This is a genomic window from Microcoleus sp. Pol8_D6 (genome assembly GCF_036700965.1).
GTDB lineage: Bacteria > Cyanobacteriota > Cyanobacteriia > Cyanobacteriales > Microcoleaceae > Microcoleus.
The window spans coordinates 1-14,443 of sequence record NZ_JAUBPW010000041.1 but is presented as its reverse complement, the minus strand read 5'-3'; the positions used below and the strand labels follow the sequence as shown (position 1 = coordinate 14,443).

The 14,443-nt window shown below is 44.9% G+C and carries 16 protein-coding genes; 8 read left to right on the top strand and 8 right to left on the bottom strand.

What is annotated here, in order from left to right; all coding sequences use genetic code 11:
• Positions 1 to 87: 87 nt before the first annotated feature.
• Both QUA10_RS17215 and QUA10_RS17210 read right to left on the bottom strand, forming a co-directional pair.
• Positions 88 to 3,195: a CHAT domain-containing tetratricopeptide repeat protein gene (locus QUA10_RS17215; RefSeq protein WP_333083694.1), complete on the bottom strand. Its 3,108-nt coding sequence runs from the start codon at positions 3,193 to 3,195 to the stop codon at positions 88 to 90.
• Positions 3,196 to 3,257: 62 nt separating this feature from the next.
• Positions 3,258 to 4,208 carry a hypothetical protein gene (locus tag QUA10_RS17210; RefSeq protein WP_333083695.1) on the bottom strand — a complete coding sequence of 317 codons (951 nt, stop codon included), beginning with the start codon at positions 4,206 to 4,208 and terminating at the stop codon, positions 3,258 to 3,260.
• A gap of 243 nt (positions 4,209 to 4,451) precedes the next feature.
• Between QUA10_RS17210 and QUA10_RS17205 the strand changes: the two genes are divergently transcribed.
• The 8 genes from QUA10_RS17205 to QUA10_RS17170 all read left to right on the top strand — a co-directional run bounded on the left by QUA10_RS17205 (position 4,452) and on the right by QUA10_RS17170 (position 10,402).
• Complete coding sequence (locus tag QUA10_RS17205) at positions 4,452 to 5,096, top strand: PD-(D/E)XK nuclease family protein (protein WP_333083696.1); 645 nt, start codon at positions 4,452 to 4,454, stop codon at positions 5,094 to 5,096.
• A 194-nt stretch (positions 5,097 to 5,290) separates the two neighbouring features.
• Entirely contained in the window at positions 5,291 to 5,830 is a 540-nt protein-coding gene (locus QUA10_RS17200; RefSeq protein ID WP_333083697.1) for a Uma2 family endonuclease, read from the top strand.
• A 195-nt stretch (positions 5,831 to 6,025) separates the two neighbouring features.
• A complete protein-coding gene (locus QUA10_RS17195; RefSeq protein ID WP_333083699.1) occupies positions 6,026 to 7,207 on the top strand; it encodes a GTPase in 1,182 nt (393 codons plus the stop codon).
• Between the two features lie 133 nt (positions 7,208 to 7,340).
• Positions 7,341 to 7,886, top strand: a complete 546-nt coding sequence (locus tag QUA10_RS17190; RefSeq protein ID WP_333086319.1) for a Uma2 family endonuclease — start codon at positions 7,341 to 7,343, stop codon at positions 7,884 to 7,886.
• Positions 7,887 to 8,131: 245 nt separating this feature from the next.
• The gene (locus QUA10_RS17185; RefSeq protein WP_333083700.1) at positions 8,132 to 8,449 is read left to right on the top strand and encodes a 2Fe-2S iron-sulfur cluster-binding protein; all 318 of its coding nucleotides are present in this window, start codon (positions 8,132 to 8,134) and stop codon (positions 8,447 to 8,449) included.
• 57 nt (positions 8,450 to 8,506) lie between these two features.
• A complete protein-coding gene (locus QUA10_RS17180; RefSeq protein ID WP_333054545.1) occupies positions 8,507 to 8,698 on the top strand; it encodes a hypothetical protein in 192 nt (63 codons plus the stop codon).
• A complete protein-coding gene (locus QUA10_RS17175; RefSeq protein ID WP_333083702.1) occupies positions 8,695 to 9,762 on the top strand; it encodes a DUF3326 domain-containing protein in 1,068 nt (355 codons plus the stop codon). Before QUA10_RS17180 ends, QUA10_RS17175 begins: the two co-directional genes overlap by 4 nt.
• 46 nt (positions 9,763 to 9,808) lie before the next feature.
• Positions 9,809 to 10,402, top strand: coding sequence for a CPBP family intramembrane glutamic endopeptidase (locus QUA10_RS17170; RefSeq protein ID WP_333083704.1), 594 nt, complete (start codon positions 9,809 to 9,811; stop codon positions 10,400 to 10,402).
• Positions 10,403 to 10,621: 219 nt separating this feature from the next.
• Here QUA10_RS17170 and QUA10_RS17165 read toward each other — a convergent pair whose 3' ends face one another.
• The 6 genes from QUA10_RS17165 to QUA10_RS17140 form a co-directional block, all read right to left on the bottom strand.
• On the bottom strand, positions 10,622 to 11,026 hold the full coding sequence (locus QUA10_RS17165) for a TIGR02588 family protein (protein WP_333083705.1): 405 nt from the start codon (positions 11,024 to 11,026) through the stop codon (positions 10,622 to 10,624).
• On the bottom strand, positions 11,023 to 11,877 hold the full coding sequence (locus tag QUA10_RS17160; protein WP_333083706.1) for a TIGR02587 family membrane protein: 855 nt from the start codon (positions 11,875 to 11,877) through the stop codon (positions 11,023 to 11,025). The genes QUA10_RS17165 and QUA10_RS17160 overlap by 4 nt, the downstream gene beginning before the upstream one ends.
• Positions 11,878 to 11,933: 56 nt before the next feature.
• Positions 11,934 to 12,263 (bottom strand): type II toxin-antitoxin system PemK/MazF family toxin, encoded by a 330-nt coding sequence (locus tag QUA10_RS17155; protein ID WP_333083707.1) that lies wholly within the window; start codon positions 12,261 to 12,263, stop codon positions 11,934 to 11,936.
• A 3-nt stretch (positions 12,264 to 12,266) separates the two neighbouring features.
• Positions 12,267 to 12,500 carry a hypothetical protein gene (locus tag QUA10_RS17150; protein WP_333083708.1) on the bottom strand — a complete coding sequence of 78 codons (234 nt, stop codon included), beginning with the start codon at positions 12,498 to 12,500 and terminating at the stop codon, positions 12,267 to 12,269.
• A gap of 42 nt (positions 12,501 to 12,542) precedes the next feature.
• Positions 12,543 to 12,782, bottom strand: coding sequence for a DUF2283 domain-containing protein (locus QUA10_RS17145; RefSeq protein ID WP_333083710.1), 240 nt, complete (start codon positions 12,780 to 12,782; stop codon positions 12,543 to 12,545).
• Positions 12,783 to 12,947: 165 nt separating this feature from the next.
• Positions 12,948 to 14,186, bottom strand: coding sequence for an IS110 family transposase (locus tag QUA10_RS17140; protein WP_333083712.1), 1,239 nt, complete (start codon positions 14,184 to 14,186; stop codon positions 12,948 to 12,950).
• Positions 14,187 to 14,443: the final 257 nt, after the last annotated feature.

The following is a 14,443-nucleotide window of genomic DNA, read 5'->3' as shown; positions in this document are numbered from 1 at the left end:
CAATTTGTTGATTTTATGGTATGCGTCTGAGGCAACTCAGGCGCTTTTTTTTGGGCGAAAAGATGATTTTCTTGACCTCTGTTTCTCCTACGCCAAACCCTGCGACATAAACCCCGCCCAATTATAGGGACTGACAAACGGCAATTCTTGCCGACAAAGCCAGTCTAAACGCAATCGCACATTTTTGACAATTTCTGCTTGTTTTTCTCCTTTTTGTTGCTCAAAATAATCCTCTAACAGGGGTTTATATTTACTAGATAACTCATCACCTGTCAAGTTGCGTAGCTTAAATTGTGCTTTTTGCAGCGCTTGCGATCGGCTATTAGTCTGCTTTTCCTGATAGTATAAAATGCAAAATAAAGCGGTTGCTAAATCATCCACAGCCCACAAGGTACTAACCACATTTCGCGCACCCGCACAGAGAAAACCGCTAGCAATGGAGAGCGGATCGTCGGTAATTTGGGTAAAAGTTAAATTAGTTTCGCAGCAAGATAGGAACACTTCAGCTAAGTCGGTAAATCTCCAGGTAAAAACACGACCGAGGTTGATATCGCCATCAAATAAATGCAGTTTTGATTCTAGGGAATTATTCAGATCGGCACTGGCGTGATGGCTGGAATGAAGGACTTGCACTTGGTTGAGTAAGTTGTGATAGTTGCCGATCGTCGCTTGCTCATATTCGAGGCGGGAATTTTTATCAATTTGGTGCATGGTTGCCAGGGTTTCGCACTCGTAGCCAGCGCAAACGAGGTCGCCTGTGGCATTTTCTACGATTCCCATTGTCGCAGGTTTGAGGTTGCCTCGCTGGTGGCAAAAGTTGAGAATTTGGCAACTGGGAACGATGCGGATGCGGAATTTATCGCTGAGGTACTCGGGTTGTTTTTGGGGCGGGGTTTTCGTAGGGGTGATGGTGGGTTTGCTCAGAGGTTTTAAGCCGCGTGTTTTGTCGGAAGCTGTATCACTTTGGGGAATGGGAATCTCGTTTAATGGTAAGGCAGCAAAGGGGATTTGATGCAGGTACAGGTGAGGGATAATAATCAGTTCTTTGATGCCGTTGAGATGTTGGGAAATTAGTTGATTAATTTGCAGGCGGTTAGCGAGTTCTGGGAGAAATTCACCCATTTGATTTTTCCATGCGGTTTTGTTTTCGACATAAGGCCTTAACCAGTTGTTCAATAGCCAATTTTGCAAGGTTTCAAGTCCTTGACCTTCGCAGGTGTGGAGTTTGGTTGCTTGACTTTGGCGCAAGATGAAAATGTGGGTATGCTCAGCAGTGGTGTAAAAATTGAGGATGGCGGTTTCGGCATCGGGAATTAAGGCTTGCATCTGGTCGAAACTGAGGGGGGCTGGTTGCAATTGAGCCGCCAAAACTTGGTCTTTGCTGCGAATTTTTAGCCAAGCTTGCTGTTTTTCTGCTTCTAATTCTTTAATTTTTTCGATGATAGCGTCGCCGTTGGGGATTGGTTGGCGAGTGGCGGCGATCGCTTTTGTACCGTCATTTTCAGAAATACGCAAGCGATCGCTTTGTTGTTGCAGGCGATAGTATGCTTCGACTTCTGGGGGAATTTCGCCTTGGGGGTAGAGGTCTTTGCTGGCGAATAAGTCGGCGAGGTGGCGCGATCGGGAGCGATCGGCGGTTTCGACAGCTCGATCGTATTGTTTGAGGTTGATGTAGCATTGGACGGCGTTGGCGTAAACTGAGAGGGCTTCTGCAATGATTTTTTGGCGGCGATCGTCGGTGGTTGATCCTTTGCGGAGTTGTTCGACGGCTTTTATAGCGGGTTCGTATCCTTCTAAGGCGAGATGCCAGTCGCCTTTGATCAAAGCAATGTTACCGAGGTTATGGCCGGCTGTAAAGGATTCGGGTGGCATGGTTTCGGGGGTAGCAATTTCTAGGCAACCTTGATATTTTTGTATTGCTAACTCTGTTTCCTGCAATTCGCGGTAAGCGTTACCAAGATTGTTGAGAGAAGCAACTTCACCAATGCGGTATTTGATTTCCAAACAAATAGCTAAAGACTTGACGTAGTAGGCGATCGCTCGTTTGCAATCTCCCAGGAAGAGGTAAGCGTTACCTAAACTTCCGAGTGAAGTTGCTTCCCCTTGCCGATCTTTAATTTCCAGACAAATGGCTAAAGACTTTTCGTGACAAGCGATCGCGAGTTTGTACTCTCCAAGAGAACGGTAAGAAATGCCTAAACTTGCTAGTGAATTTGCTTTCCCTTGGCGGTCTTTGATTTCCCCACAAATTGCTAAAGACTTTTCGTGGTAGGCGAGCGATCGCTGGTAATCTCCCAGACAATTGTAAGCGTCGCCTAAACGTCCCAGTGAATTTGCTTCCCCTCGGCGGTCTCTGATTTCCCCACAAATTGCTAAAGACTTTTCGTAGTAAGTAATCGCTCGTTCGTACTCTCCCAGATAGAAGTAAGCGTCGCCTAATTTTCCTAGTGAATTCCCTTCCCCTTCGCGGTCTTTGATTTCTAGTTTAATGGCTAAAGACATTTCGTGGTAGGTGATCGCTCTTTTGTATTTTCCCATAGATTTGTAAGCAACACCTAAACTTCCCAATGAAACTGCTTCCCCTCGACGGTCTTTGATTTGCCCACAAATGACTAAAGATTCTTTGTGGGATCTGATCGCAAGGTCATATTCTCCGAGAGAACAGTAAGAGATGCCTAAATTTATCAGAGAATTGGCTTCCCCTTGCCGATCTTTGATTTCCCTATAAATAGCTAATTGCTTTTCTTGGCAGGCGATCCCAAGTTCGGACTCTCCTAGAAAGTCGTAAGCGATGCCTAAATTTCCCAGAGAATTGGCTTCCCATTGTCGGTCGTGAGTAGCTTGATAAATGACAAGAGACTGTTGCCAGCATTGGAAAGCAATGAGAAACTGCCTCATGTAAAATTGCTCTTTCCCCCACAAAAATAAAATAGCTGCTGTTACTTTTCTTACTTTCCTTCGCTGTTGATTACTACCGAGAAGTTCCCCCAGTCGCAAGGCAAGGTTAGTTAAAAAATTAGCTAGATTTTGGTTGTCGCTATCATCAAATTGTTGAGCAATCAAAATGATGATTTGCAAAAGTCCGGGGTCGAGTAAGTCGGAGTGTGCGTTTAAGATTTGCAATTCTTCCCCTTTAGAAGATTTGAGCAGTTTTTGGATGAGTTGCAAATAGGCAGCCCTGCGATTTTCGTACATGGTTATTTTCCTCTATTCTCTGTGATTATTTTTTCGATCACTCCCAACTACAATTAGGCAGTTTACACGACATCAAAATTTTGATAAAAAACTTGCCAATTGCCTTGTTTTTCCAATTGTTCAAATAACTCCTTAATCCGTTCAGCATTCCATTCCGGTAAAGATTCATCTTCGCGGGGAGTCAGCCAAGGTAAACTCAAAGGCTTCTCCAACACAATTGCTAAAAATTCCTCCTTTCCCGCTTCCCCAAACACAAACTTTTCCTCTCTATTACCAGCCCAAGCATCATTTTGAGGCAGCAAAATCGGCGATTTATCCACTATCGGATGCGGTGCATAAGCGGAAGACGGGCAGAGTAAAGCTTGCCCATCTTGGCTGCGATTCAACAACAGCAATTGAGAATTATCAAATTCTAAATCAATAACCATCCAAAGAGACTGTTCTACGGGAATTGTTGGCGTAGTTTTCTGTACCGCAGGGGGAGGCGGAGGCAAAATTAAGGCTCTAGTTCCCCTTTGCACGGATGCCATTTCCTGTTTGGTTAAAAACTGTAGCCAATTGGGAGGCGATTTAGCTTTTTCCTGCAAAATTTGCCAGCCATTTTTATCAAGCCACCGTAGGTATTTATGATGCCACAGCCAATCATAAACGACTTCCCAAGTACCTTTTTCTCCCTTTTTTCCATTCAGTAAGCTATCAACATCAACCCCATCGGTTCTCATTTCCGCTTCATATAGACCTGAAATTGCTTTTTTGTGTTCGGTTTCTAATCTCCCTACCATTGCACTCACAATATTTTGCACCGTTGTGCCGATTGAACTTACATAATTTACACCTCCAAGAAGAGGATCTTTTGGCATTAAGTTTTCAGCAATTTCTTTGTGTTGAACTGCAAAAGGGCGATTTTTATCGAAGCGCAGCGGGAAAAATAATGACTCTCTATCATTAAACGCCGGCTGCGTTTTCATTTCTGCGGCAATGTCGTCAAGAAACTTTTTTGGTTCAGGAGTCATCGGGATACCTCTGATTATGCAACGAGCCAGAAACCGGGTTTCTGAAACCTCTCTTTCAACCTAGCACATCCCTAGCAGAAATAAAAGGCACTAAAAACCTCAAACTATTTCAACTATTTAGACTATTTTAACTAAATAAACTGACTCGCTATAAAAACAACTATGTCAAGGGTATTGCCAACTATGTCAACTTTTTTATAGTGAAACTATGAACCTGGAATCTTAACTAAAAGGAAGTTGATTATGAAGCTAGTACAAGCGCAAAAAAGATTCAATCCCTACGCCACTGTAACTGCGATTGCCGAAGTCTTAGCAACCGAAAAAGATTGCCTACACGCATTATGGCAACGAACTCACTATCAATTTGAAAAACAACCGAGTACCTATGCCCCCTCAGAACATGAAGAAAAGCTGATTCAACGAGCATTCCAACTGCAAACCGAAGGCTTCACTGTCTATGTTGAAAATCAAAATTCTTTCAAATATAAAGGTCAAATTTTTGATATCTGCGTTGCCGGCCGACCTGATATCATTGCTATCAAAGATGATTGGGCAGTTGTCGAAGATATCAAAACCGGCAAGCGCAAAGATTCCCATAAAATGCAAGTGCTCCTCTATATGTCAATGTTGCCCTTTGCCCCCGAAACCAAAGATATGTTTAAAGGTCACATTCCGCACGGGCGCTTAGTTTATCGAGATGGCATTTTAGATATTCCTAAGTGGTGTGTTAATGAGCAATTTAGACAGCGTTTGCAGCAGTTAATTGCCATGCTTTGTAATTCTCAACCTCCCAACCCAAAACCTAGTGATTGGGAATGTCGCTATTGTAAGGTTCCCTCTGGGTACTGTTCTGTAAAAATGAGCCGAGGAACTGATTTATTTGCATAAGTCGATCGCCGGAAATACCCGTAATGCCGACAACCGATAAGTTAAAAGCTGTCGCTATTAGAAGCAAGTCAGCCTACGCTGCTCGGCCTGACGGCGTTACAGTATAATTTCAGCAGTGTGGGTCAAAGTGCGATTGGCAAGGGCGATCGCTCATAATAGTAATAAGTAAGTTTACTAAAAGCGAATAAATAACTATGGTCACTGCTACTGCTGCACAGAAGAATTTTACTTTAGAAGACTTCATGGCTAATCCCCCCGACAACATGGAATGGGTGGACGGACAACTCGTGGAGAAAAATGGAGCCACGCTCAAGCATGGTAAAATTCAATCAAGCCTGGGTTGTGCTTGGGCAAATTACATGATTTCCAGCAAACAAGGAGGAGAAGTTTATATTTCACCACCTTGCCGCACTAACCAACAAATTCGCCGCCCCGATGTCGCTTATCTCACACCCGAATTAGTTGCACAATTTGGCAATCTTGCCACTTTACCCCAAAGTTTTCCCTTAATTGCCGAAATAGTTTCACCCACCGATATCGCTGAAGATGTATTTCTCAAAGCACAGGAATATTTAGAATCTAGCTGTCAGGAAGTCTGGCTAGTTTTTCCAGAAAGTCGTTTAATATTTGTCATGGCTCAAAATCAAATATTGACATTTAGATCCGGCGATACCGCCAGCACCCAACAAATCCTGATCGGGTTTAGCATCGATGTCGATCGATTGCTAGCTTAAACTAAATTCTACAACCTTTCATTTAGCAGCACGCGACACAAAACTCTCCTCTACCCGTTGCACCAGTTCTTAAATCAAATTGCTACAATATTCTTAAGACTCCTCAGTCCGCCTTCGCGGACTTCGTTTGTAGAGCATCGGAATTCTATTCGGTGGTATTTAATTAATCTCCCACCATTATCGGAGCAAACCGCCATGTCAGACGACTTTTCCTTAGACGAGCTTTTAAATAGAAGTTACTACGCCTTCAAAGATGCAGAAAACCAAGTGGGACAGTGCAATGTTTTAGTCATCGGCAAAACCGGCGTCGGCAAAAGTACCCTGATAAATTCAGTTTTTCGCCAACGCTTAGCAGAAACCGGAGTCGGCCGTCCCATCACTCAAGGCATTCGCCAATATACCAAACCGAATTGCCCAATTACAGTCTACGATACTCCCGGACTCGAACTCAATGCCGAACAAATTAAAGTTATTCAATTAAACGTTGCTAAACTGATTGAAGACCAAAGACTCCTGCACCCCAAAGAACACATTCACGTCATCTGGTACTGCATCAATCACAGCGCCAATAGAATAGAATCTGTGGAGGAAAACTGGCTAAAAGAAATGGAAGTCAAAGATGTACCAGTTCTTTTAGTGCTGACTCAGACTACATCTAAAAAGCCGAGCGAGTTTTTCAAGCAACTGGAACACATGAATTTGCCCGTCAGTCAAATCATCCCCGTCATGGCTGAGCCGGAAGAAATAGATGAGGATTATACAGTAAAATCTCACGGTTTAGATAAGTTGGTAGATGCAACTTTTCAACTGTTGCCGGAAGTAGCTAAAAAAGCTTTTGTTAAAGAACAAATTGCTAATATTGCGCTCAAATCAGATATGGCATTTAAGTATCTAAGTGCTTATGTTGCAGGTTCTGCAATTGTCGGTGCGACTCCTGTACCCTTTGCTGATGCGCCGATTTTGATGACGATGCAAACGGCAATGATTGCTAATATTACTGTGATTTTTGGAATGCCCTTTGATAAGGGCTTTATTTCGGCGATGCTGTCTGCTATTAGCGGCACAGGCGGGGTTACTGCTGTTGGCAGAAGTATTGTTACTAATTTGATTAAAATGATTCCTGGTGCGGGTACTGTTGTCGGCGGTGCTATCTCCGGTGCAACCGCAGCAACTCTCACGCTTGCCCTCGGTTTGGCTTACATTGAAGTGCTTAAAGCTTATATGAAAGCTCAAGTTAATGGGGAACAACTTTCTTTGCAGCAGTTAACCAAGATGTTTGTGGATTTTTATAAAGATTATGCTAGTTCTGGGCGCAAAACTTTGAACGATGACAAACAGAATCAACCTAAGCCTCCCAATCAAATTGATATTGAGTAAATTGGGCATGGGGCATAGGGCATAGGGCATAGGGCATAGGGCATAGGTTATTTGTTAGTTCCAATTACCAATTACCAATTACCAATTACCAATAGATTGCTACAATACGAGTGAATTCTGCAAAAGGGAGTAAATGGCTATGGTAATGGCAGCAGTTTTATCAGAAAATGTTTCTCTAGAAGAATTTATAGCCTGTCCCGCCGATGATATGGAATGGGTGGACGGGCAAATCTCGGAGAAAAATGGTATGACAGTAAAACACAGTCGAATCCAATCAAGACTAGATCGTGCTTGGGGAAATTACAAAGATTCTAGCGGACAAGGAGGCGAAGTTTATACAGAAGTTCCTTGCCGTACTGACAGGCGAGTGCGCCGTCCTGATGTAGCTTATCTGACTCCAGAATTAGTCTCACAATATGGCGATGTTCCTACTTTGCCTCAAAGTCCGCCGTTAATTGCTGAAATAGTTTCTCCTACTGATATTGCGGAAGAAATATTTCTAAAAGCACAAGAATATTTAGATTCAGGTTGTCTGGAAGCTTGGATTGTTTTTCCAGAAAGTCGCTGGATATTGATCGTGACTCAAACTCAAAAGTTAACCTTTAACCGGGGCTCTACAGTCAGCAGTCACCTAGTGCTGCCGGGTTTTAGTGTTGCGGTTGATGAGTTGTTGGCTTGAAAGCCAAAAATTAATTAGGTATAAGTGCTTTGTGGCAGAGTTCCGCCGTGAGGATTGTAATAATTTGTGAAAAAGTCATTGACAAAATGCCGCTCGCTCGCCCCACCCAATTAATAAAAAAAATAATCAATAAAAACAGCAGTTATAAATTTGCACAAAAGCACAAACAGCGGTAAAATACTGATTGCTTTGTTTCCAAATCTAGCGTAAATTCCAATTGGGGAATTAAAACCAATAATTGAAATATGTCTAAGACTTACACTGTTGAATTGATCCACCAAGGCTCTACCTATACCGTAGAAGTACCCGAAGATAAACAAATTCTCCGCGCCGCTAATGACGCCGGCATTGAGTTGCCGAGTTCTTGCAATGCGGGGGTTTGTACTACCTGTGCTGGTAAAATTATTGAAGGGACGGTCGATCAAGCTGATGGTATGGGCGTTAGTCCCGATCTTCAGGCAGAAGGTTATGTATTGCTGTGCGTTGCTTATCCCCGATCGAACTTGAAGATAGAAACAGAAAAAGAAGACATTGTGTACGATCGCCAATTCGGTAAATCCTAGCACTAAGCTAAAATTGACCTAAGTACCGTTAGCGGTAAAACCACTATGGATCGCCCTATGACCACCCATTTCATTTCCGCAGAAGTTGACCTCCACGATACCGCCGAGCAACTGCACTCGGCTATTGAAATTGAACTGCAAAAGCACGGCGAACCCCTGCGCTGGGCCGTCACAGACGTGGATGTCGATCGGCAAAAGGCTGTGGTAGAAGGCTACGTGCTCGTGGAAGCATCCCCCGCAACACCGTGAACCCCCGCCCTTTGACAGTGGTTTTGATAGTCCCCACAGGCGTTGGAGCATCGATTGGTGGGTTTGCAGGAGATGCGCTGCCGGTGGCTAGGGCGATCGCCCAAATTTCAGACACCCTGCTCACTCACCCCAACGTCCTCAACGGCGCTCAACTTTATTGGCCGATACCTAACGCTCTCTACGTTGAAGGTTACGCCCTTGACAAATTTGCTGCCGGATGCTGGGGACTGCAACCGGTACATCAAAATCGCATCGGCTTAATCCTCGATGCTGGCATTGAACCAGACTTGCAGTTGCGCCACTTGCAAGCGGCTGATGCAGCGAGAGCTACATTGGGTTTGAATATAACTGATTGTGTTTTAACCGATCGCCCTCTGCAAGTAGAATTGCGTATTTCTGAATCGGGGGCATCCTGGGGGACGATCGGCAATCCCGACAGTTTATTGCGCGCGGCAGAAAAATTAATTGAACAAGCAAGAGTAGAGGCGATCGCAGTTGTCGCCAGATTTCCCGACGATGAAGGCAGCCTCGCCCTCGAAAACTACCGCCGCGGCAAAGGAGTTGACCCCCTCGCCGGCGCCGAAGCTGTCATCAGCCACCTCATCGTCAGGACGTTTAAAATCCCCTGCGCCCACGCCCCCGCGCTTTCCCCACTTCCCCTCGATCCGCACCTGTCCCCGCGATCGGCTGCTGAGGAAATCGGCTATACTTTCCTACCTTGCGTCCTTGCCGGCCTCAGCAAAGCTCCCCAATTCGTAGCGCCAGAAAGCCAGCAGCACAATCAATTATCAATTACCGCCGATCGAGTCGATGCGGTGGTAATACCCGCCACAGCCTGCGGCGGCAGTGCTATTCTGAGTTTAAGTGGGCGATCGTCGGTACAAATCATCGCTGTGGGGGACAACAAAACCCAGATGCAGGCGACTCCAGAAAAACTCGGAATCAAAGCTTTGCAGGTAAACTCATATTTAGAGGCGATCGGAGTTTTGGTCGCTTTGCGGGCCGGCATCAGTCCAGCTTCCTTGGGTGCAGACATCTCCTCCCTGCGTTGTTTGTCTGACTAAACTCAACAAATCTAAAATCTCAAACCTCAAATCTAAAAGTGATTAAGTGGCAGAAAAACTTCCCGGAAATCCTGAAATTGAACCTTTGACGCGCACCCAAGTTTTAGTAGCAATGGGCGTGACAGCAATTATGTTGCTGGCGGTAGCTAAATTGTGGTTGCTATTTGGATCGGTATCGCTTTTGCCAGTCAAATTGATAGGAATGGACTTGCTCAAAGGATTTGCGCTGGGACTGGCAATTACAGGCGGCAGTGCGATCGTTTATCACCTCTGGCCGGGTTATCGCCGGAGTGCGGATGTTTACTTGGAAGTAGTGCTAAAACCTTTGTTTTGGCCGGATTTGATTTGGCTGGGACTGCTGCCTGGACTTAGCGAAGAATTGCTATTTCGTGGGGTGATGCTGTCTGCTTTGGGATTGAATGTTACCGGTTTAGTTTTATCGAGTTTTTGTTTCGGTATTCTGCACTTGGGAGGCATGGATCAGTGGCCTTATGCTGTTTGGGCAACGGCTGTCGGATTGCTGTTGGGTTACAGTGTGTTAGCTACTGGGAATTTGTTAGTGCCAATTACGGCTCATATCTGCACAAATTTGATTTCGAGCTGTGTTTGGAAGTGGGAAAACAATCTCGTGAAGCGTTAGATATATCGCAATTCCAAAGCGATTGAAATCGCGCCTGTGCGGCATATAGCAATAAATGCCAACGCGCAAGGGGGTTTTTAGGTTGAACGAACCGCGAAGACTCAAAGGGCGCGTTCGGCGAAGCCTTTCTCTTTCCCGGCAGGGGTTCCCGAATGGTAGGGTAGGAAGAGAAAGAGTTCACAGAGGTGAAAAGGTTTTAACCGCCGATTTTGATGTTTGTTAAGGTAGTTTATAACTGCTCGATCGCACAATCAACTCACCTTGACTCGGGTTACGGCTGAAAATAAAAGCTCCTTCTTGAGTTTCGCCACTTGACAAAAAATCAATTTGTTGATCGCCGGATTCTACAACTTCACCGTTGACGCGCAGTTCGGCAATAATTTGCACTGATTCTGCCGTTTCGCCACCCGTATTTGTCACTGTAAACGGTACGTAAAATTGCCCTTGATTTTCGCGAATAGGCGTGTTGCGAGTGACAGAAATAATCGGAGGTTCCTGCTTTTTAGTCACCCAGTTGTAGAGTACGAGCCCGGTGATGGTAAAAAGGATAGAGCAGGCGATCGCAAATGTCACCCATTCAGCAGGCGTTCTTTTTTGTTGCTGTTCGTTATTACTTTTACTCATACCGCCAACCTCCCCGCCGCGCCACCAACAGCCGCCGGCAATCCCAATACTAACGTATAGTTCAACCAAAGCGACCACGGGTCGTCAAAAGTGAGTTTTTGGAAGAAAAACATCATAAATGCAGAAGCCGCCAGCGACACTAAATAGGCCATGACAGTTTCGCTGAGGGGACGCTGAAAAATCCCTTGCTGCTGCTGCCGTTTTGCTTGATAAGTAAAGCCGGCTACAAATACAATACCGTAGGAAATTAGCAGCGAAGCAGCGATAATTGCTAATTGCCAAGGCGGCGAAATACCTGCCGCTAGCATGGGAATTTCGTCAGTTGGGGCGATGTTGAAAGCAATGATCATCGCGCCGATTAAAGTAGCGCCGATATCTGCTAAAGTTGGGTTAATATTAGGTTCGCTGTCACTGTCTGAGCTTTGATAGCGATCGCCACTCAAGAAACCGTTCGCCAGGGCAACTCCCAAGGCAAAGGGCAGGCCTTCAAAGATGATTTTCCCCAGAGTTTCTTGCAGTGGAGTCTCCGGCGTAATTTCCCTGAGCAAAAACAGGATCAAAGCCGCGCAGACAATGCCGATGGCGATCGCTTCTACGGTATCGATTGCAGCTTCTAGCCAGCGGATGTCTTTAGTTTTGCGAAAACCTTCAGTGCGAGTCAGCAAGAAAACGACGATAAAAGTAGTTGCGATCGCGATCGACATTTCCGCTGGTTTAGTATGCGAACCGATCCACCAAACCTCCATCGTATAAAGCAGGGGAATCCCGAACAAAAAGCCGCCAGATGCGCCTCGAATGATGTCGTTTAGTTCATTTGACCACTGATTTTTGCGTCTTTTTGATTTGTTCATTTTTTAGTGAAAACGCACCTCAAAAATTTGGCAAGTAAATAATTTTTAAAACCTGCTCAAATAGAATACCATATTTGTTGTGTTCTTTCTCTAACTTGCGTCCAGTCGCTAGGGGTTAAAATTCCCAATCGACGATTGACCAAACGCTTTTCTATTGTGTTCACCTTATGCAGCCGAACCACTGACGAACGCAACAAACCTGCCTGCTCCCATTCTACAATCTCAACATCAAAAACAGTCCTAGTTGTTTGACTTGTCACTCGTGCAACAACAATATCTTCATCTCCTGTATCCAAAACTACCAGCACAGGACGGAGTTTTGATGTTGTTACATCGGCAAAAGGTAGTGCCAGTAAGAGAACTTCTCCTGATTGATAATTTGGCATCTTTCAAATATTGTCGTAGATAGCATCTTCCTCGCTGTAGCCAGCCAATAATTGCTCAGCAGCAAGGATCTGCCAAGCAGCGTTTTCCTCTTCTTCATCTTCTTCTGTGTCAGTTGGTTCTTTTACCAGAACAATAACTCTGACTGCTTGGTTAGCTGCCAAGTGTTTTAAGAGAGTATCGGGAAATTCTATTTTCCCTTCATCTGTGACTTTTGCTGGAAACTCGTAGGCTTTCATGGTAGGTTTTAATCTGTATTTAACAGAATTTTATTAAGGCAGTTATAGTGCGAGTTTAATCTCAGAGGACTCTCCCAAAGCTTCGTTGACTACAATCAGTTTTCCTTGACTATCCGCCCCTAATTGTTGATTGGCATTGAGTAATTCAATTCCATAAATAGTACCGTCTGGGGCAATATCCACATTCATTTGCTCGCTAACCTGGATAGTTTTTACCTGTGTGGTTTTTTCTTTCAGGTATATATAAGCTACGTTGTATCTCGGATCGTAAGTCAGTTTCATGGAACCTCCTGCTCAAAAGAATTTGACAATTACAGTGATAATTATCCAGTCTTCGCCTTCTGTGGCTGCGATCGCCTCCACTTTCACTGTAGACATTCTTGCAGCATTTAAAAGACCCACGGACAGATTACTCCCGTGGGTTTTTTAGATTTTAGATTTTAGATTTTAGATTTTGACGATGCTGCACAGTTCCTTGAACAGCTCGCGGATGCACCGGGCAATCACTCGCTGGCGAGCTAGTTTGATTGGGGTGCCGCCTTTTTTCCGTCGCCTGAGATTTTCCGCCGGCGACATGAGCTCTTCATCTTTGCCCTGACCGTAAGTAAATTGCAATGGCGGATTATTCTTTGCCACTTCCAGGCGAGTAAAACACCATTGCCACAACGCCTTTCTACAAAGCGCGCTGCCTGATTGTTTGCCCTTCTTTTTCTGACCGCTATCCTCGCGAACTACGCCCATACCTACGGCTCGCATGAAGCGGCGCTCTGAAAGTTTGAGCTTAGATTCTTTCCCGGTCTGGCGGTTTTTTCTAATTTTGACTTCTGGCTGACCGTCTTTGAGGAAATCTTCGATCGGGTAAATCGCTCCGAGTAAATAGCCTTGGAGCTGATACCCAAACCCAAATTTTGTAAAAATCCGTCGGTACTCCTCAAACTGCGGATGGTCAATCAGTTGAATTAACTGTTTTTTGAGTGTAAAAATTTCTTCCTCAATCTCGCAGTATTGTTTGGCGGCCCAGCGAGTTTGTTGTTCAATGCCGGAGCCGATCGTTCTCTCCAAAATGCGATTGTACTTTTGGGATTTCCTTTTTCCTGCAAGCCATCCCCACAGCAGCGGTGCCAAATCATCTTGCAGTTTTGCCGATCGCACTAAAGCAATTTCCGGGCATTGCCACGCAAGCTCCTGTCTCATTCTGTTGATGATTGGGCTTTGTACTCGGTTGAGGTGCTCTAGTCGTAAACAGATGTGCTTAATTTGACTAACGAGGGGGTCGCGAATTTTGAGGTAGCTGTTTTCTGGCTTGTCAAAGTACCAACAGGCGATCGCAAAAGCATCAATATCGTCAGTCTTTGCCCCGCTCTTGCCTTCCTTTCCCATCAGTTCCGCCCGGTAATTAGGGAGCTTGCTGTTTGATATCATGCGTACCTCGCAGCCCCAGTCCGCAAGTTTGTTCATCCACAGTTGTGCGTAATTTATCCCGGTTGGTTCGCAGATAGCAATAATTTTGTCAGCTTTAAAGCTTTCAATTTTGGCTCTCAACTTATTCAAATTTTCAAGGTTCGAGTGAAACACTTCGATATCGGCGTCAAAGTAGTCATCACGGGGATTGCTGGGTTTTTCCAGCATAAAACACGCGGCAATTGACGACCGACTAACGTCAATACCGACGATTAAATATTTCATCTAGTTTAGGGAGAAAAAGGGTTGAAAGGACAAAGGAGCCTACGAATCTCCCAAAAGCAAATTAATGCTTACTTCACTGATTAAGGCTCATTTATTTTGTCCGGTTTGATGCGGGCTGGCGCTTACGAAAGTAGAATAGCAATTAAGCTAATTTCTTCATTAAATCGCCACTTGTCCGGGGACTCATCCCGCGACTTCCCCTTATTAAGGGGAGTTTCGCTCGCAGAGTCCGTGCGAGTTCGTCAGGCGGTAGTCGT

What these genes read in the sequence shown, in the direction of transcription:
- QUA10_RS17215 (WP_333083694.1), bottom strand. Translation starts at nt 3,195, where the DNA reads ATGTACGAAAATCGCAGGGCTGCCTATTTGCAACTCATCCAAAAACTG.
- QUA10_RS17210 (WP_333083695.1), bottom strand. Translation starts at nt 4,208, where the DNA reads ATGACTCCTGAACCAAAAAAGTTTCTTGACGACATTGCCGCAGAAATG.
- QUA10_RS17205 (WP_333083696.1), top strand. Translation starts at nt 4,452, where the DNA reads ATGAAGCTAGTACAAGCGCAAAAAAGATTCAATCCCTACGCCACTGTA.
- QUA10_RS17200 (WP_333083697.1), top strand. Translation starts at nt 5,291, where the DNA reads ATGGTCACTGCTACTGCTGCACAGAAGAATTTTACTTTAGAAGACTTC.
- QUA10_RS17195 (WP_333083699.1), top strand. Translation starts at nt 6,026, where the DNA reads ATGTCAGACGACTTTTCCTTAGACGAGCTTTTAAATAGAAGTTACTAC.
- QUA10_RS17190 (WP_333086319.1), top strand. Translation starts at nt 7,341, where the DNA reads ATGGCTATGGTAATGGCAGCAGTTTTATCAGAAAATGTTTCTCTAGAA.
- QUA10_RS17185 (WP_333083700.1), top strand. Translation starts at nt 8,132, where the DNA reads ATGTCTAAGACTTACACTGTTGAATTGATCCACCAAGGCTCTACCTAT.
- QUA10_RS17180 (WP_333054545.1), top strand. Translation starts at nt 8,507, where the DNA reads ATGACCACCCATTTCATTTCCGCAGAAGTTGACCTCCACGATACCGCC.
- QUA10_RS17165 (WP_333083705.1), bottom strand. Translation starts at nt 11,026, where the DNA reads ATGAGTAAAAGTAATAACGAACAGCAACAAAAAAGAACGCCTGCTGAA.
- QUA10_RS17160 (WP_333083706.1), bottom strand. Translation starts at nt 11,877, where the DNA reads ATGAACAAATCAAAAAGACGCAAAAATCAGTGGTCAAATGAACTAAAC.
- QUA10_RS17155 (WP_333083707.1), bottom strand. Translation starts at nt 12,263, where the DNA reads ATGCCAAATTATCAATCAGGAGAAGTTCTCTTACTGGCACTACCTTTT.
- QUA10_RS17150 (WP_333083708.1), bottom strand. Translation starts at nt 12,500, where the DNA reads ATGAAAGCCTACGAGTTTCCAGCAAAAGTCACAGATGAAGGGAAAATA.
- QUA10_RS17145 (WP_333083710.1), bottom strand. Translation starts at nt 12,782, where the DNA reads ATGAAACTGACTTACGATCCGAGATACAACGTAGCTTATATATACCTG.
- QUA10_RS17140 (WP_333083712.1), bottom strand. Translation starts at nt 14,186, where the DNA reads ATGAAATATTTAATCGTCGGTATTGACGTTAGTCGGTCGTCAATTGCC.